The following is a 21,184-nucleotide window of genomic DNA, read 5'->3' as shown; positions in this document are numbered from 1 at the left end:
TTGATCCCCGAATGACGCTCACCGAATTGAAATACATCGTGGCGGTGGCTCGCGAGCGCCACTTCGGCCGGGCGGCCGAAGCGTGCTTCGTTAGCCAGCCCACGCTGTCCGTGGCCATCAAGAAGCTCGAGGACGAGCTGAACGTGCAGATTTTCGAGCGCGGCACGAGCGAGGTCAGCGTCACGCCGATCGGCGAACAGATCGTCACGCAGGCTCAGCGCGTGCTCGAACAGACGCTCGCGATCAAGGAAATCGCCAAGCAGGGCAAGGACCCGCTCGTCGGCCCGCTGCGCCTCGGCGTGATCTACACGATCGGGCCGTACCTGCTGCCCACGCTCGTCAAGCAGATGATCCAGCGCGTCCCGCAGATGCCGCTGATGCTGCAGGAAAATTACACGCTCAAGCTGATCGAACTGCTCAAGCAGGGCGAAATCGACGTCGCGATCATGGCGCTGCCGTTTCCCGAAACGGGCCTGATGCTGCGCCCGCTCTACGACGAGCCGTTCGTCGTCGCGCTGCCTTCCGGCCACGCATGGGAAAACCGTCCGAAGATCGACCCCGACGACCTCAAGCAGGAAACCATGCTGCTGCTCGGCAGCGGTCACTGCTTCCGCGATCACGTGCTCGGCGTGTGTCCCGAGCTGATGCGCTTTTCGCAGAACGCCGACGGCATCCAGAAGACCTTCGAGGGCTCCTCGCTCGAAACGATTCGCCATATGGTCGCGAGCGGCGTCGGCATTACCGTGCTGCCGCGCATGTCGGTGCACGAAGTCAGGCCGCACGCGGCCGGCATCGACGCGGGCCTGCTCAGCTATGTCGCGTTCGACGAACCCGTGCCGGACCGCCGCGTCGTGCTCGCGTGGCGCAAGAGCTTCACGCGCATGCCCGCGATCGATGCGATCTGCGACGCGATCGCCGCGTGCGATCTGCCGGGCGTCAAGAAGCTCGATCTGCCGGCTGCCGTCAACTGACGGCGGGCTCCGCACCGCGCTGTCGGTGCGGATGCCCGTGTGGATGTCTCACAAACAGGGCGCAAGCCCTATCAAATAGATTAAATTAATCAAACACGAGAATTCGATAGGGTTGATATAGTTTCTTCCATGGATCGCCCGATCCCTTTATTTCATAAGGCTGAGTGCTCGGACCCGAAGCGCGGAACCCGAGGCAAGCCAGGAGGACAACACCATGCAAGCGAATTCGCAGCCCGTTCACGTTTCCACCCCTGCGCAAGCGGCTACGCCGCGTGTCGTGCCGAGTTTTCGCACGGTCGCTCTGTCGCTGCTGGTCGACCGGGTTCTGGCCGCTTGACGCGCTGGTGCCGCGCGAGCTGGCGAACCGCATCGGCGCGGGCAATTTCCCGACGTGGCGCTGCGCGATTCAGGTGATGCCGGAAGCGGACGCCGCCCACTACGCGGGTAACGTACGAACCAACGATACGAACCGGGAGCAGGATCATGATTCAGATGATGATGGCAACCATCGGCGGCCCGAGCACCGCACGCGGCATGCAGGCGCATCGACATGCGTGGATGTTGCGCAAGACGGTCGGCTGCGCGATCGTTGCGAGTGGTTTTGCGGTGATCGCCGTGCAGGCGTTGCAGCACGTTTTCGGTGGTTGAATACAGGGCTTTTTGTGCAGTTGCCCCGAACATGTCAATCAACGCAACACCGCTGTGACGGCAAGGTGAAGGCAAGTCGGCGCAGGGTGCCCGTCGGCATGACGGCGTAGCCCGGCACCTGGCTAACGCAGCGGGGTTTCACGCTACACTGTCGAACGTTTTATATCCGTTTCTGCTGACCGTCATTTGCCGACCGGTCCGTATCACTCTTCAAAGGAGTCATCATGGCCAAGAAAGAAGCTGCAGCCGTACAGCACGTCAACATCGGGATTAGCGACAAGGATCGCAAGAAGATCGCGGAAGGGCTCTCGCGTCTGCTCGCCGATACCTACACGCTGTACCTGAAGACCCACAACTTCCACTGGAACGTCACGGGCCCGATGTTCAACACGCTGCACCTGATGTTCGAAACGCAATACAACGAACTGTCGCTCGCCGTCGACGCGATCGCCGAACGCATCCGCGCGCTGGGCGTGCATGCGCCGGGCAGCTACCGCGACTTCGCGAAGCTGTCGTCGATTCCCGAAGCCGACGGCGTGCCGGCGGCCGAAGAGATGATCCGCCAGTTGGTCGAAGGTCAGGAAGCAGTGGTGCGTACCGCGCGCGCGATCTTCCCGTCGACGGAAGCCGCTAACGACGAACCGACCGCCGACCTGCTCACGCAACGCATGCAGACGCATGAAAAGACTGCGTGGATGCTGCGCTCGATGCTGGCGTAAAGCGCGTTTGAGTTGCGCCTGAGCGGCATCTGATGCCGGTGTGCGGACAACGTCCGCGTCGCGCTGCAACGAACGAGCCCCCTGCACAGGGGGCTTTGTTTTTTGCGCCGCCGTTGCGTCGCTATTGCGTCGTTCGCATGCACGCGTCGTGCGGCTCGCGTCGCACCTCGATACGCAGCCGCGCGAATCCGGGCGCGTCACGCGCATCCCGTAAAATAGCAGGACCGTGTTCGCACTTCACCGAATCCGTCCCATGTTCGCACGACTTCCCCTGTATCTGCGCCTCGTGCGCATGGACAAGCCGATCGGCAGCCTGCTGTTGCTGTGGCCGACGCTCAACGCGCTGTGGATCGCGTCCGGCGGCCATCCGTCCTGGCAGTTGCTCGTGATCTTCACGATCGGTACGGTGCTGATGCGCTCGGCCGGCTGCGCGATCAACGATTACGCGGACCGCGATTTCGACCGCCATGTGAAGCGCACCGAAAACCGTCCGCTCACCTCGGGCAAGATCAAGGCATGGGAAGCGGTGGCGCTCGCCACCGGTTTGTCGCTGCTCGCGTTTCTGCTGATCCTGCCGCTCAACGCGTTGACGAAGCAGTTGTCGGTGGTGGCGCTGTTCGTCGCCGGTTCGTATCCGTTCACGAAGCGTTTCTTCGCGATTCCGCAGGCCTATCTCGGCATTGCGTTCGGCTTCGGCATTCCGATGGCATTCGCCGCGATCCAGGATCACGTGCCGCTGCTTGCATGGGTGATGCTGCTCGCAAATATCTTCTGGTCGGTCGCCTACGACACCGAATACGCGATGGTCGATCGCGACGACGACATCAAGATCGGCATCCGCACGTCGGCGCTGACGTTCGGCCGCTTCGACGTGGCCGCGGTCATGCTGTGTTACGCGGTGACGCTCGGGATTTACGTCGGCATTGGCGTGACGCTCGGTTTCGGCGTGCTGTACTGGATCGGTTGGGCCGCGGCAGCAGGCTGCGCGATCTATCACTACACGCTGATCCGCAATCGCGAGCGCATGCCGTGCTTTGCCGCGTTCCGCCATAACAACTGGCTCGGCGGCGCGCTGTTCGCGGGGATTGCCGCGCATTACGCGGCGGCTTCGTTCTGATGCGCGTGCGCGGCGGCTGATCCGGCCGCTGCGGCTATTGCTGTTTTTCGACGCCGTAGGTGCCTGCCCTGAATCGAAGGGTGGCCACCTACGGCGTTTTTGCTTCTGCGTGACGATGTGCGGGTGGTTTCGAGCGCCAGGCCGTCGCTCTGTTTTCCGGCGGATGCCTGAGCGCCGCCCGATAGCGACCCGATCGCTACGAGATAGCTACCCGAGCATCGCATGGCCGCCGCCCCATCGCCGCCCGGCCACTTACTGCTTGCCGAACTCCTCGCCCATCTCCTTCGCACGCGCATCCGCCGCGAGCACGCCGCGCACAATCGCATCCTTGATGCCGCTCGCGTCGAATGAGGCGAGCGCCGCCGCGGTCGTGCCGCCTTTCGACGTCACGCGTTCGCGCAGCACGCCCGGCGGCTCGTCGGAATTGGCCGCCAGTTGCGCGGCGCCGGTGAAGGTCGCGACCGCGAGCGCGCGGCCCTGCGCTTCGTCCATGCCGAGCTGGCGCGCGGCTTCCTGCAGCGCCTCGATGAAATAGAACACATAGGCCGGCCCGCTGCCCGAGATCGCGGTGACCGCGTCGATCTTCGCTTCGTCGTCGAACCAGACCGTTTCGCCGACCGCACCGAGCACCTGCGACGCGAGCGCGCGGCCCGCTTCGTCGACGCTCTGCGTGGCGACGAGGCCCGTCACGCCCATGCCGATCAGCGCCGGCGTATTCGGCATCACGCGCACGATGCGGCCGTGGCCGCCGAGCCAGCGCGACATGTCGGCGATGCGGATGCCCGCGACGATGCTCACGGCCAGTTGCGACGCCTGCAGATGCGGCGCGAGTGCTTCGGCCACGCTCTTGAGGATTTGCGGCTTCACCGCGAGCACGACCGCGTCGTAGGCGGCGAGCGCGCTGTCGGCGCTCGCGCCGGTGCGGATGCCGAATTGCTCTTCGTTGCGCTTGCGCGCGTCTTCGTTCGGATCGATCGAGTACAGATCAGCCGGCGCGACGCCGCGCTTGATGAGGCCGCCGATCAACGCCGCGGCCATGTTGCCGCCGCCGATAAACGCAATTTTCATGATGGTCCGGTGAGGTTCAGATAAGAAGCGGGAATGCGACGAGGGCGCTCGCGCAGCCGCGCGCGAATGCCCGGGAAAAAGCTCAGTGCGAATAATCGCGCGCGCCGAAAATCGCGGTGCCGACGCGCACGATCGTCGCGCCTTCGAGCACGGCGGCTTCGAGGTCGGCCGACATGCCCATCGAGAGCGTGTCGAGTGCGAGCCCGTCGCCGCGCAGGCGTTCGAACAGCGCGCGCAATTCGCGATGCGGCGCGCGTTGTGCTGCGAGATCGCCGGCCGGTTCGGGAATCGACATCAGTCCGCGCAGCTTCAGCTTTGGCAGCGCGGCGATCTGCTGCGCGATTTCCGCCGCCTCGGCGATGCCGACACCGCTCTTCGACGCCTCGCCGCTGACGTTGACTTGCAGGCACACGTTAAGCGGCGCCAGGTTGTCGGGGCGCTGCTCGGAGAGCCGCTGCGCGATCTTGAGCCGGTCGACCGAATGCACCCAGTCGAAATGCGCGGCGACGGGGCGCGTCTTGTTCGATTGCAGCGGCCCGATGAAATGCCATTCGAGCGACGCGCGCAGATCGGCCAAGGCCTCGATCTTGTCGAGCGATTCCTGCACGTAGTTCTCGCCGAACGCGCGCTGGCCGGCCGCATGGGCGGCGCGCACGGCATCGGCGGGAAACGTCTTGGAGACCGCGAGCAGCCGCACGGATTGCGCATCGCGCCTGGCCGCCCGCGCGGCTTCGGCAATGCGCTGCCGCACGTCGGCGAGGTTGTGCGCGAGGTGGTGGAGCAGGTCGGACATGGAGCGAGCCGGTGTTCAGCGAAGACGATGCCCCGATTATACGGACAGCATGTGCTCGACCAGCTCGATCCAGTGCGCGACCGGCGTCGACGTGCCGCTTTGCAGATGCGCGATGCAGCCGACGTTCGCCGACACGATCACCTGCGGCTCCTGCGCCTGCAGCCGCTCGAGCTTCTGATCGCGCAGCGCGTACGAGAGACGCGGCTGCGTCAGCGAATAGGTGCCGGCCGAGCCGCAGCACAGATGGCTGTCGGCGGGCAGGCGCACGTCGACGCCGAGCGCGCTCAGCAACTGCTCGACCTTGCCGCGTATCTGCTGGCCGTGCTGCAGCGTGCAGGGCGGATGAAACGCGACCGTGTGCACCGAGCGGCGCCGCGTGATCGCGACAAGCTGTTCCTCGAACTCCGGCAGTATTTCCGCGACGTCGCGCGTCAGCTCGACGATGCGGCGCGCTTTCTCCGCGTATTCGGGATCGTGGCGCAGCAGATGCGCGTATTCCTTGACCGTCGCGCCGCAGCCCGAGGCGTTCATCACGATCGCCTCGGCGCCCTGTTCGACGTGTGGCCACCATGCGTCGATATTGGCGCGCAGGTCGTCGAGCGCTTCGTCGTGATAGCCGAGGTGCAGGCGGATCGCGCCGCAGCAGCCGGCCTCGGGCGCGACCACCGTTTCGATGCCGAGCGCATCGAGCACGCGCGCGGTCGCGATGTTGACGTTCGGCATCATCGACGGTTGCACGCAGCCCGCCAGCATCAGCATCTTGCGTTCGTGTTTCGCGGCGGGCCATGCGAGCGGGTTCTGCCGCGCGGGCACCTTGTCGCGCAGCTTTTTCGGCAGAATGCGGCGCACGCGCTGGCCGAGCCGCATCGCCGGCGTGAAGATCACGCTGTTCGGCACGACGCTCGCGAGCACGCGGCGCAGCAGCCGCTGGTTGAGCGGGCGCCTGACTTTCTCTTCGGTGAGCTTGCGGCCGATTTCGACGAGCCGCCCGTATTGCACGCCGGACGGGCACGTCGATTCGCAGTTGCGGCAGGTGAGGCAGCGGTCGAGGTGGACCTGCGTGCTGCGCGTGACCGGCGCGCCTTCGACCATCTGCTTGATCAGATAGATGCGCCCGCGTGGGCCGTCGAGTTCGTCGCCGAGCAACTGGTAGGTCGGACAGGTGGCCGTGCAGAAACCGCAATGCACGCACTTGCGCAGGATGGCGTCCGCTTCGTTGCCATCGGGCGTATTGCGAATGAAGTCCGCGAGGTTGGTTTGCATCGCGTCGCTCAGAAGTCGGGGTAGAGACGGCCGCGATTGAAGATGCGGGCCGGGTCGAAGGCGTGTTTGAGGCCGCGATGGATTTTCATCAGCGGCGTGGGCAGCGGCGTGAAGACGCCGGCGCTGCGGTCGTAGCCGTGGCCGCTGCGGAAGATCGTCGCGTGGCCGCCGGCCTGCTTCGCGCTGATGCGCACGGTTTGCGCGTCGGTGTCGGTGATCCACCAGCGCTGGCCGCCGCCCCATTCCATCAGCTGCGCGCCGGGCAGTTGCAGCGGCTCGGTGATCGACGGCAGCGCGAGACGCCACAGCGCGGCCTTCGGCGGGATCGCCGAGAAGAACGCATCGGTCTGCTCGCGCAGGCCGGCCCAGAAACGCTCGGCCTCGACCGCATCGACGACTTCGCCGTCGAGCGCCGCGCGCGCCGCCTTGACCGCGGCTTCCGCGCCCGCGAGCCGCACGGCGAGCGTGCCGTTGCGCCATGCGCTCGCGGTGATCGGCAGCGGCCGGCCGGCCCATTCGTTGAGCTTGCGGACCGCGTCGGTGCCGTTCATGTCGAACTTCAGCGTGGCTTCGGCCTGCGGCAGCGGCAGCACCTTGACCGACAGTTCGAGGATCAGTCCGAGCGTGCCGAGCGAGCCCGCCAGCAGCCGCGAGACGTCGTAACCGGCGACGTTCTTCACGACCTGGCCGCCGAAATGCAGCACCTGGCCCTGGCCGTTCATGACGACGGCGCCGAGCACGAAGTCGCGCGCCGCGCCGACGGCCGGGCGGCGCGGCCCGGAAATGCCCGCGGCGATGCAGCCGCCGAAGGTGGCCTGCGGCCCGAAGTGCGGCGGCTCGAACGGGAGCATCTGGTCGTGCTCGGCGAGCGCGGCTTCGATCTCCAGCAGGGGCGTACCCGCGCGCGCGGTGATGACGAGCTCGGCCGGATCGTAGGCGATGATGCCGCGATAAGCGCGCGTGTCGAGGATCTCACCTTCCAGCGTCTGACCGTACCAGTCTTTGGTGCCGCCGCCCCGGACGCGCAGCGCGCGTCCTTCTGCGCTGGCCGAACGCACGCGTTCGGACCAAACGGCGACGATGTCGTCCTCTTCCATGGTGTCCTGCTCGTTGTGTTTCGGTTGATTGTACCGGGCGGGGGCTCGCTGGCAACCAGGAGCGCACCCGCATCGGCAGATCGGCTGAAGGGACCGCGAAAGGCGGGGCAGGCGCTATGCAACGGAGCGCCTGCCCCGCCTTTTGCGGTGCGCGCTTCATGCGCGATGCGAGCATGAACGATGCGAGCGGTAACGGACCCTAGAAGCCGGACGCTAGAAGCGCGGCAGCTCAGGGTGGGGCAGCAGCCCGCCGCGCACATGCATCTTGCCGTATTCGGCGCAGCGCGCCCGCGTGGGAATACCCTTGTCGGGGTTCAGCAGGCCGGGCGCGTCGAATGCGCGCTTGACCGCGTGGAACGTGTCGCGTTCCTCGGGCGAGAACTGCACGCACATCGAATTGATCTTCTCGATGCCGACGCCATGCTCGCCCGTGACCGTGCCACCCAGTTCCACGCAGGCTTCGAGGATGTCGCAACCGAATTCCTCGGCGCGGTGCCACTCGTCCTTGTCGTTGCCGTTGAAGAGGATCAGCGGATGCATGTTGCCGTCGCCGGCATGGAACACGTTGATGCAGCGCAGCCGGTATTTTTTCTCCATCTCTTCGATGCGCGCGAGCAGCGGTCCGATACTGCGGCGGGGCACGGTGCCGTCCATGCAGTAGTAGTCCGGCGAAATGCGGCCGGCCGCCGGAAACGCGTTTTTGCGCCCGGACCAGAAGCGCAACCGTTCCTCTTCCGTGCGCGAAATCTGGATGCGGGTTGCACCGTGTTCGCGCAGTACCGCGGTCATGCGCACGATCTCGTTGGCGACCTCGTCGGGCGTGCCGTCCGATTCGCACAGCAGGATCGCCGCCGCGTCGAGGTCGTAGCCCGCGTTGACGAATTCCTCGACCGCGCGCGTGGCCGGCTTGTCCATCATCTCGAGGCCGGCCGGAATGATGCCCGCCGCGATGATGCCGGCCACCGCGTCGCCGCCTTTCACGACGTCGTCGAAACTGGCCATGATGACCTGCGCCGTCTGCGGCTTCGGGATCAGCTTGACTGTGACCTCGGTGACGATCGCGAACATACCCTCGCTGCCGATCAGCACCGCGAGCAGATCGAGCCCGGGCGCGTCCGGCGCGAGCGAGCCGAATTCGACGATCTCGCCTTCCATCGTCACCGCGCGCACGCGCAGTACGTTGTGCACCGTGAGGCCGTATTTCAGGCAGTGCACGCCGCCCGAATTCTCTGACACGTTGCCGCCGATCGTGCAGGCGATCTGCGAGGACGGGTCCGGCGCGTAGTAGAGCCCGTAAGGCGCCGCGGCTTCGGAGATCGCGAGATTGCGCACGCCCGGCTGCACCGTGGCGGTACGCGCATACGAGTCGACCTCGACGATTTTCCTGAAGCGCGCGAGTGACACGACCACGCCATGCCGGATCGGCATGGCGCCACCCGAGAGGCCGGTGCCCGCGCCGCGCGGCACGATCGGCACGCCGAGGCGATGGCAGATCTGCACGATGCGTTGCACCTGCGATTCGGTTTCCGGCAACGCAACCGCGAGCGGCAGACGCCGGTAAGCGGCGAGGCCGTCGCATTCGTACGCGACGGTGTCTTCCTCGCGATACAGCAAACAATGATTCGGCAACACGGCCATCAGCGCCTGCACGACTTCGCGCTGGCGCTGGGCGAGTACTTCGGCCGACAGTTCAGCGGGTGCGTTCATGTAACTTGTCTCCCCTTGCTTTTGCCGATCCGGCTCTTCGTTCGAGCCGGTTGTTTCAGGCGGCCTCGTTGCGAGCCGATTCGCTTCGAGTCACGTCGTTCCGGGTCACGGCGTTTTGAGTCACATCGTTCCGGGCCACCGCGTTTCGAGGCCGGCGCGACCGCCGCCCGATGTGGCGGCCGCCGCTTCCGGCGTGCCCGGTCTGCGTCAGGCCGCCCAGCTGAATATCTTGCCCGGGTTCATCAGATTGCGCGGGTCGAGCGCATGCTTGATCGAGCGCATCGTATCGACCGCGACGTCGCCGTGTTCCTCGAGCAGGAAGCGCATCTTGTGCAGGCCGACGCCATGCTCGCCGGTGCAGGTGCCGTCCATGCGCAGCGCGCGCTGCACGATGCGATGGTTCAGGCGCTCGGCTTCTTCGAGTTCCTCGGGCTTGTCCGGGTCGATCAGGATCGCGACGTGGAAGTTGCCGTCGCCGACATGGCCGACGATCGGGCAGGGCAGCGGCGAGGCCTTCAGATCCTGCTCCGTTTCCACCACGCATTCGGCGAGGCGTGAGATCGGCACGCAGACATCGGTCGTGACCGCACGGCAGCCGGGCTTCAGTTGCAGCATCGCAAAATAGGCGCTGTGACGCGCGTTCCACAAACGGCTGCGGTCTTCGGGGCGCGTCGCCCATTCGAAACCCTCGCCGGAATTTTGCGCGGCGATGTCCTGCACGAGTTCGGCCTGTTCCTTGACGCCGGCCTCGGTGCCGTGGAATTCGAAGAACAGCGTGGGGGCTTCGCGCAGCGTCAGATTCGAGTGGCGGTTGATCGAGCGCACCGCGAGCGAGTCGACGAACTCGACGCGCGCGATCGGCACGCCGATCTGGATCGTCTCGATGACCGCGCGCACTGCATCGCCCATCGACGGGAACGCGCATATCGCGGCCGATACCGCTTCGGGCTGCGGATAAAGCCGCACCGTGATTTCGGTGATGACGCCGAGCGTGCCTTCGGAGCCGACGAAGAGCCGCGTGAGGTCATACCCCGCCGACGATTTGCGCGCGCGCGTGCCGGTTTTGATGACGAGGCCATCGGCCAGCACGACCGCGAGGCCGAGCACGTTTTCGCGCATCGTGCCGTAGCGCACGGCATTGGTGCCCGACGCGCGCGTGGCCGACATGCCGCCGATGCTCGCGTCGGCACCCGGATCGATCGGGAAGAAGAGGCCCGTGTCGCGCAGTGCTTCGTTCAACTGCTTGCGCGAGATGCCGGGCTCGACGGTGACGGTGAGGTCCTCGGCGTTGATCGACAGCACGCGGTTCATGGCCGACAGATCGATCGACACGCCGCCTTGCACCGCGAGCAGATGCCCTTCGAGCGACGAGCCGTTGCCGTACGGAATGATCGGCACGTCGTACTGGCCGCATAGCTTGACGGCGGTTTGCACGTCTTCGGTCGTGTGCGCGAAGACGACGGCGTCGGGCAACTGGGGATCGAATGGCGATTCGTCGCGGCCATGATGCGCGCACACGGCTTCGGCAACCGACACGCGTTCACCGAACGCGGCTTTGAGCTGGTTCAGCAGTTCGGCGGGAAACGGCCGGCGCAGCGGGGCCGGCGGCACGGGATGGTTCACGCATGTCTCCTGTCGAACGGAGTGGGCGGCTTGGCGGTCGACCCGAGTGGTGCCTGCGGTTGGCCGAAGTGAGCGCTCTCGCGCGTCATTCGGTTCCCGGCGAAGCTCCTGCTTCGGTTTCATGCAAAGCGCTTACTCCGATTTCATGAAAGATTTTTGAGGGCACGGCTTATGTGTGCCGCATTCATTTCATTTTACGCCGATCGTCCGTGGGCCGGCACCGGTCCGCGCTCGGCTCGGCTTCCCGGCTCATATAATGGCGGCGATTTCGCGATGCGAGCAATATGGATAAACGTGGTGGGCGTATCGCCACTGAACGTATGGGGGACATCATGGGCAACCGCCTGAGCAAGATCGCCACTCGCACCGGCGATGACGGCACCACCGGTCTCGGCGACGGCCGCCGCGTGCGCAAGGACAGCGCGCGCATTGCCGCGATCGGCGATGTCGACGAACTCAATTCGCAACTCGGCGTGCTGTTGTGCGAGAGCCTGCCCGACGGCGTGCGCGCGGCGCTGGTGGCGATCCAGCACGATCTGTTCGATCTGGGCGGCGAGCTCTGCATTCCCGGCCACACGATGATTACCGAGCGGCATCTCGCCCAGCTCGACGGCTGGCTCGCCGACTACAACGCCGCATTACCGCCGCTGAAGGAATTCATTCTGCCCGGCGGCTCGCGCGCCGCAGCGCTCGCGCATGTGTGCCGCACCGTCTGCCGCCGCGCCGAACGCGCGATCGTGGCGCTCGGCGAGCATGAGGCAATCAACGCGCCGCCGCGTCAATATGTGAACCGGCTGTCCGATCTGCTGTTCGTGCTCGCGCGCGTGCTCAATCGCGCGGATGGCGGCACCGACGTGCTATGGCAGCACGATCGCGGCACGCATTGAGTGCAATTGAGCGAATGGTGCGCGGGTGCGCATGGCATCAGGCACCGGGCCCCGCGTTAGCCGATCGCGAGCGTAACCGGCTTGCCGATGCGGCTCATCATTTCGACGAGCGTGTCGATCGTGAACTTGGTGGTTTTCTTGTTGACCACGTCGGATACGCGCGGGCGCGACACCATCAGAATTTCCGCCGCCTCGGCCTGCTTCAGATGATGCTGTTCGATCCAGCTCGACAGCTCGGTCATGAGCTGCTCCTTGAGCAGGCGCGTGTCGTTGATCTGCTTTTGCGACGCCGCGTGCAGGCGCTTCGCTTCTTCGGCGGAAAAGCCGAGTTCGAGAAACAGATTCGCACCGGGTTGGGTGACGTGGCGAATGCGGGTGTCGGTCGTCATTGATAAGGTTTCCTATCGTTAATGATCGCGCGGTAGCGCATCTCGGCGATCTTTTTGTCTCGCGGCCCGAGCTTCTGCGTTTTCTTCTGAAAACAATGCAGCACGTAGATCGCTTCGACAAACTTACTCACATACATCACGTGAAAAATGCCGTCTTCGTCTTTGATGCGGATTTCGCGCGTTCCGGTGCCGATCGAGTCGAACGCTTTCCAGTCGTCGGGGTCGAGTCCCGCCTGAATCTTGTGCAGTTGAAACCCCGCGCGACGACGTGCTTCAGCGGGAAAGGCGAGCAGATCGCGCAAGCTCGAACCTAATCAGCGAATTTCTTTTTCCTGCTCCATAACCGCTTTTGTGTATAAAATATTGTACGAGCCATCCAGCCCGGTCAAGTCCGTTTGCATGCCTCTGAGTCAGGTACGCACGCGTTGCGAAGGCGTCACATGCAAGCGGACAACGAGCTGTTACGGTACAGAGGCGGCGCGCGCAGCACCATCGTCCGTTCGGCCAATAAAAAACCCGGTTCGAAGCCGAACCGGGTTTTCTACGGATGACTGACGAACTGCCGGAGCAGCGGCGCGGCAGGCGTTCAGTTGCCGCTGCCGCGTGCCACGCGGCGCTGCCTGACGGCTTCGGCGAGACCTTCGAGCACCGTGACGCTTTCGTCCCAGCCGATGCACGCATCGGTAACGCTCTGGCCGTACGTGAGCGTGCCGCCTTCCTGCAGATCCTGGCGGCCCGCCACGAGGTGCGACTCGACCATCACGCCGACGATCCGCTCGTCGCCCGCGGCGATCTGGCGGCCGATGTCCGCGCACACCGGAATCTGGTTCTCGTGCTTCTTCGAGCTGTTCGCGTGGCTCGCGTCGATCATCAGGCGTGCGGCGAGACCTGCCTTGCCGATGTCGGCGCAGGCGGCGTTGACGCTGTCGGCGTCGTAGTTCGGCGCCTTGCCGCCGCGCAGGATCACGTGGCAATCCTCATTGCCGGCCGTCGACACGATCGCCGAGTGGCCGCCCTTCGTGACCGAGAGGAAATGGTGCGGCTGCGAGGCGGCCTTGATCGCGTCGACGGCGATCTTCACGTTGCCGTCCGTGCCGTTCTTGAAGCCGACCGGGCACGACAGTCCCGAAGCCAGTTCGCGGTGCACCTGCGACTCGGTGGTCCGCGCGCCGATCGCGCCCCACGAGATCAGATCGGCGATGTACTGCGGGCTGATCATGTCGAGGTATTCGGTGCCGGCGGGCAGGCCGAGTTCGTTGATGTGCAACAGCAGCTCGCGCGCGGCGCGCAGGCCGTCGTTGATCTTGAAGCTGTTGTCCATGTGCGGATCGTTGATGAGGCCCTTCCAGCCCACCGTCGTGCGCGGCTTTTCGAAGTACACGCGCATCACGACTTCGAGTTCGCCGGCGAAGCGCTTGCGCTGTTCGATCAGACGTCCTGCGTATTCGATCGCGGCCTTCGGATCGTGAATCGAGCACGGGCCGATCACGACGATCAGGCGGTCGTCCATGCCATGCAGAATGCGATGCATCGCGTTGCGCGAGTCGTAGATCACGTTGGAGACCGACTCGTCGCACGGGAATTCGCGAATCAGGTGAGCGGGCGGCGTGAGTTCTTTCAATTCGCGGATGCGGACATCGTCGGTGTTGTGCGGGGGCATGGGGTTCTCCTGAATCGGTTCGTAGTTCGTAGCGTGTTCGCGTGAGTAGCGGGTGTCAAAGTTCGTCTGGAAGCAAGGCTTCAAAAGCGTGAGGCGAAAAAAAACCGCCAGGCTGGCTGGCGGTTTTTCGGGAATTCTTGGTGTCCTGCGTGCACTAACACCCCTCTCGATCCGCCAGCGGTCTGAGATACCAAAAAAAGTAAAAATAAAACTTGGCGGACATGGCGAGGTGAAATGCGTTGCTGGTCAAAAAAGGTGAGTGACTTTATAACCCGGTACAGGCTCGCTTGACAAGCATGGGCCTATAAAAATGCGGGTAATCCGCACGTTTCGCACTTTTTTCGCACGAAACGTGCATGACTTGCAGAATCAGGCGGTGCCGCCGACCGTCATGCGCTCGATGCGCAGCGTCGGCTGGCCGACGCCCACCGGCACGCTCTGGCCTTCCTTGCCGCACACGCCGACACCCGAATCGAGCTTCATGTCGTTGCCGATCATCGTGACGTACTTCAGCGATTCCGGGCCGCTGCCGATCAGCGTCGCGCCCTTGACCGGATACGTGATCTTGCCGTTCTCGATCATGTAGGCCTCGGAAGCCGAGAACACGAACTTGCCGTTCGTGATGTCGACCTGGCCGCCGCCGAAGTTCACCGCATAGAGGCCGTTCTTCACGGACGCGAGAATTTCCTGCGGGTCCTTGTCGCCGTTCAGCATGTAGGTGTTGGTCATGCGCGGCATCGGCAGCGCCGCGTACGATTCGCGCCGCGCGTTGCCGGTGACCGGCATCTTCATCAGGCGCGCGTTCAGCGTGTCCTGGATGTAGCCCTTCAGGATGCCGTCCTCGATCAGCGTCGTGCATTGGGTCGGGTTGCCTTCGTCGTCGATGTTGAGCGAGCCGCGGCGGTTCGGCAGCGTGCCGTCGTCGACCACGGTGACGCCCTTCGCGGCGACCTGCTCGCCGATGCGTCCCGCGAACGCCGACGAACCCTTGCGGTTGAAGTCGCCCTCGAGCCCGTGGCCGATCGCCTCGTGCAGCAGCACGCCGGGCCAGCCCGGGCCGAGCACGACCGTCATCGCGCCGGCCGGCGCCGGCCGCGCGTCGAGATTGACGAGCGCCGCATGCACCGCGTCGTCGACGTAGCGCGACAGCACTTCGTCGGTGAAATAGCCGTAGTCGAAACGCCCGCCGCCGCCGCCGCTGCCGATTTCGCGGCGGCCGTTCTGCTCGGCGATCACGGTGACCGAGACGCGCACGAGCGGCCGGATGTCGGCCGCGAAGCCGCCGTCGCTGCGCGCGACGAGCACCACGTCGTATTCGCCGGCGAGGCCCGCCATCACCTGCTGGATGCGCGGATCGCGGCCGCGCGCCATTTGTTCGATGCGCTCGAGCAGCTTGACCTTCGCGGTCGCGTCGAGCGAATGGAGCGGATCGGACGGCAGGTACAGATCGCGCCCGGCGATGCCGGTCAGCGACGAGGCCACCTTGATTTTCTGCTTGCCGCCGCCCGATCTGGCGATCGCGCGCGTGGCGATGGCCGCCTGGCGGATCGCCTCGGGCGAAAGGTCGTCCGAGTAGGCGAACGCGGTGCGGTCGCCCGACACGGCGCGCACGCCGACGCCCTGATCGATGCTGAAGCTGCCCGACTTCACGATGCCTTCCTCGAGGCTCCACGCTTCGCTGCGGGTTGCCTGGAAGTAGAGATCCGCGTAGTCGACGCGGTGCGTGAAGATTTCGGCGAGCGTGCGCGTGAGCAGCGACTCGTCGAGACCATAGGGCGTGAGGAGAATGTCCTTGGCGGCGGCGAGATTACGGATACCGGGTTCGATGATGTTCATGCGAAATATGTTCTGCTCGATACGAGGGGGGCGGGGAGCGCCTGAGCCACCATATGCGTGGCGGGCGCCGCAGTTTCAATGTCGGATTCAGGTCAGCACGCGATGACGCCAGGCCGGCAGGCTCTGCCGCACTTCGTCGATCCGCGCGCGTTCGAGGTTGCCGGCGACCACGCCGGCGCCTTCGTCGCGCACCGCGACGATCTCGCCCCACGGGTCGATCAGCATGCTGTGGCCCCAGGTGCGGCGGCCGTTCTCATGTTTGCCGCCTTGCGCCGCGGCGAGCACATAGCACTGGTTTTCGATCGCACGGGTGCGCAGCAGCAGCTCCCAGTGCGCGCGGCCGGTCGTGTAGGTGAAGGCGGACGGCACCACGATCAGCGCGCAGTCGCCCATGCGCCGATACAGCTCCGGAAAGCGCAGATCGTAGCAGACCGACAGGCCGACCCGGCCGAACGGCGCCTCGAAGCCGCGTACCTCGGTGCCGGGGCGGATCGTGCGCGCTTCGTCGAACGATTCTTCGCCCTTCTCGAAGTTGAACAAGTGAATCTTGTCGTAGCGCGCGGCTTCGTTGCCGTGCGGGTCGAACACGAGCGTCGTGTTCAGCACGCGCGAGGCTTCCGGCGCGGTGAGCGGCAGCGTGCCGCCGATCACCCAGAGCTTGTGGCGGCGCGCCGCGTCGGCGAGAAAGCGCTGGATCGGGCCGTCCTGGTAGGGCTCGCGCACGGCGAGCTTGTCGGTGTCCTTGAAGCCCATGAAGCAGAAGTATTCGGGCAGCAGCACGAGTTGCGCGCCGTCGTCGGCGGCTTCGGCGATCAGGCGTTCCGCGTCGGCGAGATTGCGCACGCGATCGGGCGTGCTGACCATCTGCAGCGCGGCGACCCGGAAGGGGCTGATGAAGGAGCCGCCGGATGCCGCGGCGGACGGCGATGAAGAGACGTGTGTTTCGCTCATGAGCGTGTCGAAAGGCTCCCGGCACAGCGGCGGTGCGAACCGCGGACGCCGCATGCGTCGTTCAGGGCGGGCTCGAACGCGGCTCAGGGCGCTTCCACGGTCGAAGCCGGAGCGTCCATCTTACCCCGTTCGGTCGTCACTCGCTCGATGTGCGGTTTCGCCCACGAGCCCGTGATCGTGTACTCGCGCGCGAACACGTGCGACACCCCGTGGGTGAGCGCGATATCGGCGATCAGCGCGCCGAGGCCGATCAGCGGATTGACGACCGTCGCGGCGATCACCGCGGAGCCCGCGCTGACGGTCGGCACGACGTGCAGGTGCAGGTCCTGGGTTTTCTGCGCGATGTCGACCGAGCCGGCCATCTCGGCGCGCGCCGGCGCGGTCACCATTCTGAAGTTGTCGGTGCGGGCGATGCCGTCGTGAATCTGCGCGGTGCCGGTCACGCTCGAAAACGGCAGCCCTTCGCCGATCACGTCGCGGAAATCGAGCGTGGCGATGCGCGCGAGGCTTTGCAGGCTCAGCACGCCGAGCAGCGTTGCGACGCCCGGATCGATCTTGAGAATCTGGCCGTGACGCAGATCGAGCGCGAGGTTGCCGTTCAGCGTCGAATAGTCGATCCTCGCCGGACCGCCTTGCCAGGCGGCCTTGCCCGCCAGCGAACCGCTGCCGCCCTTGAGCGTCTTCGGCAGGCCGAGGCGTTCGAGCAGCGCGCCGGCATCCTTGATGTCGAGCTTGAAATCGAACACGGTGCGGCGCGGCGTGGTTTCGTCGGCGGAACTGGCGAGTTCGGTCGAGGTGCGCCAGTTCGCGGTCGCGCTTAGTGTCGCGGCGGGATTGGTGACGTCGAACTTGTCGAGTTGCCAAACCGGCACGCCGTTTTCCTCGAAGTTGTGCGCGTCGACTTCGAGTTTGCCGATGTTGCGGTCGCGCACGATCAGCTCGTTCACGACCAGATCGATCGACGGCATGTTTTGCGCGGGCGCCGACATCGCCGGGCCGAGCAGATCCTTGTCCGCGACCGACGGAATTACGACGCGCGCAAAGCGCGCCTGCAGCGAGCCCGGCGAGTCGCGGGTCGCGCCCGGTAGCCACGACACGTGGCCCGACACCTGGTTCGAGGCGATGTTCGCCTGCCAGGTGCGGTCCGCGCGCGATGCGCCGACGATCACGTTGTCCCAGTGGCGCTTGAGCAGCGTCAGCGTGTCGACGTGCAACGCGAAGCGGCTCGGCAGGAATTGCGTGAGCGCGGGGTTGGGCTGTGGCGGCGCGGCGGCCGGAGTGGGCGCCGCGGTGCTTGTGGCGGCAGCATTGGCGTTTGCTGCGGGCGCGCCGGCGCTGCCGTTGTTACGCAATTGCGCGAAGAGCAGGCGCCACGCGTCGGCGTCGAATTCCTTGAGATCGACCGCGGCGACCACGCCGTCGGCCGGCAGCTCCGCCGGCCGGTTCACGCCGACCGCGCCGCGCACGACCGCCGGCGGCGTATTGGGCTGCACCTTCGGCGCGTAGCGCAGCAGGTACGTGGCGGCGATCGGCCCGAACGCGAGGTCGGCGCGTTCGAGACCGGCGTCGCCGGGCGTCGTCGCCGGGCTGACGGTGAAGTGCAGCGGCATCGGCGTGCCGAGCGGCTTGTCGAACGGCGCCGGGAAATCGAGCGCGAGGCCGCTCAGGTCGGAATCGGCGCTGACCTGCGGCAGGCTTCCCTTCGCGCCGTTCACCTTCAGCGCATAGGGCGCGCTGCCGCTCAGGCGCGTCAACACCTGCCCGGCCGGGCCATGCAGATCGAGCCCGCGCGCGGCATCGACGGCAATGTGGCCGTTCAGCGAGAGCGCGTACGTGCCGTTCTGGCGCAAGCCGCCGTTCGCGTGCAGGTCGCCGCCGAGGAACTGCGCGGAGAGCCGCTCGACCTCGGCCGTGTGCTCGGTGAAGCGCACCCGGCCGTTCAGTTGCGACAGCGGCGGCACGTTGTTCATGCTCAGGCGGTTATCGAGGAAGCCGAGCGCGCCTTCCACGCCGATATGCGGCTTGGGCGTGCGCGGGATCGTCAGCTTGAGCGCGAGCGATGCGGCGCCGTCGGCGCGGATTTTCTCGGTCTGGTGCCGCGCCATGATGCCGAGCGAGCTGTCGTTCACGTAGTCGAGCATGTCGGCGAGCGGGCCGCGGCCATTGCCCTGGATGACCAGGTTCGAGCTTTTCGTGCCGAGGTCGGCGATTCTGCCACGCACGCCGGTGAGCGCGACGCGCTTGTAGCGTCCGCGCTCGATGTCGAAGCGCAGCACGTTCTGCTTCAGTTCGAACACGCCGTCGATGTCGTCGAGCGCCGGCCACAGGTTCGGCGTGCCGTTCCTCATGTTGCGCGGCGGGTAGGGCGTCGGGTCGAAGCGGCCGCCCCGGAACGGCGCGACGATATGGAAGATGCCGGCGGCGGGATCGCGCGAATAGGGGAACTGGGTCAGGTCGCCGTGCACTTCGATCGTGGCGCCGCGCGAGATGCCCGCCTGCAGTCCGTGGCCCAGATAGATGCGCAGCTTCTCGCTGACGGAGGTCGGCAGATAGCGCACGATGCGCGTGACCTGCGCGCGCTGGAAGTCGGCCTTGAGGTCGAGCGAGCCGCGGCCGTGGCCGGGGTTGCTGTAATTGGCGGCGGCGGTGGCCGCGACGTCGGCGTTGGAGACCGCGACGTCCGCGAGCTTGAGGCTGAAGGCCGGCCGGTTGTCGCCCGGCGCCTTCGCGCCCATGACCCAGTCGGCGCGGGCGTGCAGCCGGTCGAGCTTCAGGCGCGGATCGTCGAACACGCCCGGCAGCGTAATCGCCACGTTCGAGGTATCGAGCAGTGCATGGCCGCCTTTCTCGTCGGCGTCGACGTTGCCCCACAGGTTTTCGATGCCCGGTATGCCGGCGCGCGGATGGCCGCGCGGCGTGAGCCCCGGCCCCGGCTCCTGGGCGGCGAAGCTGATGCCCTGCAGATCGCCCTTGAAGCGATAGCGCTCGATCGGCTCCGCGCCGGCCGGCCGACGGTCGCTGCCTACCTCGCCGGATTCCGGCTTGCCGCGCTCCACTTCGATCACGTAGTTGGCGACGAGCCCGCGCGGATTGATGCGCACGAGCCCGTTCAGGAAGCGCCGCGGCAACGGCAGCGCGCGGCTGAATTCGGCGAGGATGCCGAGGTCGACGTGATCGCCGCTGACGCCGAGCAGTTGCCCGTGCTGCTGCGTCGCGGCCCGGAACCGGCCATCGAGCGTGTGGAACTGGAGCAGGCGCGTGAGCGGCGTGCCGTCGTCGAGCGGCGGCTGGCCGAGTTCGGCGCTCAGGTCCGAGAGCTGCAGTCGGTAGTCGCCTTCGGTGGCTTCGACGTGCCACAGGAAATGGGCGACCGGCACGAGCAGCCGCGGCTGGGTCGGCCGCACGCGCAGCGCGATGTCGGTGCCGTTGAGCCGGCCGCCCGCCGCCGTCATGCGGCCGTCGGAGAAGTCGATCCAGATGGCGTTGTCGATGCGGCCGGCGAACGTCTCGATCGGGAATTTGATGTAGCGCGCGAGCGTCGGCAGATCGACGGTGCCGGTCGAGATGTACGCCTGGCCTTTCCAGTTGATCGGCTTGCCGATCTCGGAAAGCGGCGCGTGCCGGAAGTGCGTGCGGAAGTCGAGCGGCCCCTTCAGCACCTGGCCGTCGGGCGGCGCCTGCAGCGCCATGCGGTGGTCGTAGCCGTCGTTGAGGATCGCGATGCGGATGTCGCGCAGCGCGAGTTCCGGCGCCTCGCGCAGCGCGTCGCGCCAGCGCAGCACGCCGCCGCGCACGACGATCGCCTGCTGGCGCAGGAGCCAGGTGGAAAGCGCGTCGTTGCCGCTATGCCGGGTCGGCACCGGCACGCCCGCGACCGACAGCACGCCGTCGTCGCTGCGCGCGACCAGCACGTCCGGCTGATCGACGATCAGGCTCGACAGCGCCGGTTGGAACTGCCACAGCGAGCGCCATGAGACCGTCGCGGTTGCGTGCGGAATCGTCAGCGCGGCGTGGCCGTCGCGATCGCGGATGACCAGGTTCGTGACGTCGAGGCCCGGCTGGAAGCCGCTCCAATGCGGCGCGAGCCGCCCGATGGTGAATTGCGTGCGCAGCTTCTCGGAGACCACCGCTTCGATGCGCGGCCGGAACATGTCGATGCGCGGCAGCACCACGTAGCGCAGGCCGAGGAACAGCCCCGTGGCGATGAAATAGAGGACGAGCGCGAGCGAGAGGACCACCCGCAAGATCCGGCGCAGCACGACGTGGTCGCTTCCGCTCGCGTGCCGGAGCTGCTCGGTGGCGTGCGGGTCGACGGATTCGTTTCGCTCGGACATGCTGCGTCGGCTGGGCGTATGGTAGTTTTGCGGATTAACTATGGAATGTAACACACGGAAAAGCGTCGGCGGACCTCCTGCAAACCCTGTCCGCGTGCCGCTTTGCGGCTGCCGCCGGCCG

General features: G+C 66.1%; 18 protein-coding genes. 6 read left to right on the top strand and 12 right to left on the bottom strand.

Features of this window, described 5'->3' with window-relative positions:
• The first annotated feature begins 11 nt into the window (after positions 1 to 11).
• The 5 genes from F3J20_RS19545 to ubiA all read left to right on the top strand — a co-directional run bounded on the left by F3J20_RS19545 (position 12) and on the right by ubiA (position 3,455).
• The gene (locus F3J20_RS19545; RefSeq protein ID WP_167284245.1) at positions 12 to 971 is read left to right on the top strand and encodes a hydrogen peroxide-inducible genes activator; all 960 of its coding nucleotides are present in this window, start codon (positions 12 to 14) and stop codon (positions 969 to 971) included.
• A 214-nt stretch (positions 972 to 1,185) separates the two neighbouring features.
• Positions 1,186 to 1,308 carry a hypothetical protein gene (locus tag F3J20_RS32425; protein WP_275691473.1) on the top strand — a complete coding sequence of 41 codons (123 nt, stop codon included), beginning with the start codon at positions 1,186 to 1,188 and terminating at the stop codon, positions 1,306 to 1,308.
• Between the two features lie 146 nt (positions 1,309 to 1,454).
• Positions 1,455 to 1,619, top strand: coding sequence for a hypothetical protein (locus tag F3J20_RS19535; protein ID WP_167035966.1), 165 nt, complete (start codon positions 1,455 to 1,457; stop codon positions 1,617 to 1,619).
• Between the two features lie 224 nt (positions 1,620 to 1,843).
• Complete coding sequence (locus F3J20_RS19530) at positions 1,844 to 2,338, top strand: Dps family protein (protein WP_167035969.1); 495 nt, start codon at positions 1,844 to 1,846, stop codon at positions 2,336 to 2,338.
• A gap of 253 nt (positions 2,339 to 2,591) precedes the next feature.
• Entirely contained in the window at positions 2,592 to 3,455 is an 864-nt protein-coding gene (ubiA, locus tag F3J20_RS19525; RefSeq protein WP_167284244.1) for a 4-hydroxybenzoate octaprenyltransferase, read from the top strand.
• Between the two features lie 252 nt (positions 3,456 to 3,707).
• Here ubiA and proC read toward each other — a convergent pair whose 3' ends face one another.
• From proC to F3J20_RS19495, 6 genes are all read right to left on the bottom strand, one after another.
• Positions 3,708 to 4,523, bottom strand: a complete 816-nt coding sequence (proC, locus tag F3J20_RS19520; protein WP_167035975.1) for a pyrroline-5-carboxylate reductase — start codon at positions 4,521 to 4,523, stop codon at positions 3,708 to 3,710.
• Positions 4,524 to 4,605: 82 nt separating this feature from the next.
• Positions 4,606 to 5,316 (bottom strand): YggS family pyridoxal phosphate-dependent enzyme, encoded by a 711-nt coding sequence (locus F3J20_RS19515; RefSeq protein ID WP_167035978.1) that lies wholly within the window; start codon positions 5,314 to 5,316, stop codon positions 4,606 to 4,608.
• Positions 5,317 to 5,352: 36 nt separating this feature from the next.
• Positions 5,353 to 6,579: a glycolate oxidase subunit GlcF gene (gene glcF, locus F3J20_RS19510; protein ID WP_167035981.1), complete on the bottom strand. Its 1,227-nt coding sequence runs from the start codon at positions 6,577 to 6,579 to the stop codon at positions 5,353 to 5,355.
• Between the two features lie 8 nt (positions 6,580 to 6,587).
• Complete coding sequence (glcE, locus tag F3J20_RS19505; RefSeq protein WP_167035984.1) at positions 6,588 to 7,676, bottom strand: glycolate oxidase subunit GlcE; 1,089 nt, start codon at positions 7,674 to 7,676, stop codon at positions 6,588 to 6,590.
• A 213-nt stretch (positions 7,677 to 7,889) separates the two neighbouring features.
• A complete protein-coding gene (locus F3J20_RS19500; protein ID WP_167035987.1) occupies positions 7,890 to 9,383 on the bottom strand; it encodes an FAD-linked oxidase C-terminal domain-containing protein in 1,494 nt (497 codons plus the stop codon).
• Between the two features lie 207 nt (positions 9,384 to 9,590).
• Complete coding sequence (locus F3J20_RS19495) at positions 9,591 to 11,006, bottom strand: FAD-linked oxidase C-terminal domain-containing protein (protein WP_167035990.1); 1,416 nt, start codon at positions 11,004 to 11,006, stop codon at positions 9,591 to 9,593.
• A 332-nt stretch (positions 11,007 to 11,338) separates the two neighbouring features.
• On the opposite strand from F3J20_RS19495, the gene F3J20_RS19490 reads away from it, so the two are divergent.
• The gene (locus F3J20_RS19490; protein ID WP_167284243.1) at positions 11,339 to 11,893 is read left to right on the top strand and encodes a cob(I)yrinic acid a,c-diamide adenosyltransferase; all 555 of its coding nucleotides are present in this window, start codon (positions 11,339 to 11,341) and stop codon (positions 11,891 to 11,893) included.
• Between the two features lie 56 nt (positions 11,894 to 11,949).
• Here the strand turns inward: F3J20_RS19490 and F3J20_RS19485 are convergent, their stop codons facing one another.
• The 6 genes from F3J20_RS19485 to F3J20_RS19460 all read right to left on the bottom strand — a co-directional run bounded on the left by F3J20_RS19485 (position 11,950) and on the right by F3J20_RS19460 (position 21,063).
• Positions 11,950 to 12,282 (bottom strand): XRE family transcriptional regulator, encoded by a 333-nt coding sequence (locus F3J20_RS19485; RefSeq protein ID WP_167035996.1) that lies wholly within the window; start codon positions 12,280 to 12,282, stop codon positions 11,950 to 11,952.
• Positions 12,279 to 12,584: a type II toxin-antitoxin system RelE/ParE family toxin gene (locus F3J20_RS19480; protein WP_240158601.1), complete on the bottom strand. Its 306-nt coding sequence runs from the start codon at positions 12,582 to 12,584 to the stop codon at positions 12,279 to 12,281. Before F3J20_RS19480 ends, F3J20_RS19485 begins: the two co-directional genes overlap by 4 nt.
• Positions 12,585 to 12,868: 284 nt before the next feature.
• A complete protein-coding gene (gene aroG, locus F3J20_RS19475) occupies positions 12,869 to 13,942 on the bottom strand; it encodes a 3-deoxy-7-phosphoheptulonate synthase AroG (RefSeq protein WP_167035999.1) in 1,074 nt (357 codons plus the stop codon).
• Positions 13,943 to 14,311: 369 nt separating this feature from the next.
• Positions 14,312 to 15,778 carry a metalloprotease TldD gene (tldD, locus tag F3J20_RS19470; protein WP_167036002.1) on the bottom strand — a complete coding sequence of 489 codons (1,467 nt, stop codon included), beginning with the start codon at positions 15,776 to 15,778 and terminating at the stop codon, positions 14,312 to 14,314.
• A gap of 87 nt (positions 15,779 to 15,865) precedes the next feature.
• Positions 15,866 to 16,729, bottom strand: a complete 864-nt coding sequence (locus F3J20_RS19465; RefSeq protein WP_167036005.1) for a carbon-nitrogen hydrolase family protein — start codon at positions 16,727 to 16,729, stop codon at positions 15,866 to 15,868.
• An 83-nt stretch (positions 16,730 to 16,812) separates the two neighbouring features.
• Entirely contained in the window at positions 16,813 to 21,063 is a 4,251-nt protein-coding gene (locus tag F3J20_RS19460) for a YhdP family protein (protein ID WP_167284242.1), read from the bottom strand.
• Between the last annotated feature and the right edge of the window lie 121 nt (positions 21,064 to 21,184).

This window comes from Paraburkholderia sp. Cy-641, assembly GCF_011752945.1.
Taxonomy (GTDB): domain Bacteria; phylum Pseudomonadota; class Gammaproteobacteria; order Burkholderiales; family Burkholderiaceae; genus Paraburkholderia.
This window is presented reverse-complemented; position numbering and strand designations above follow the sequence as displayed.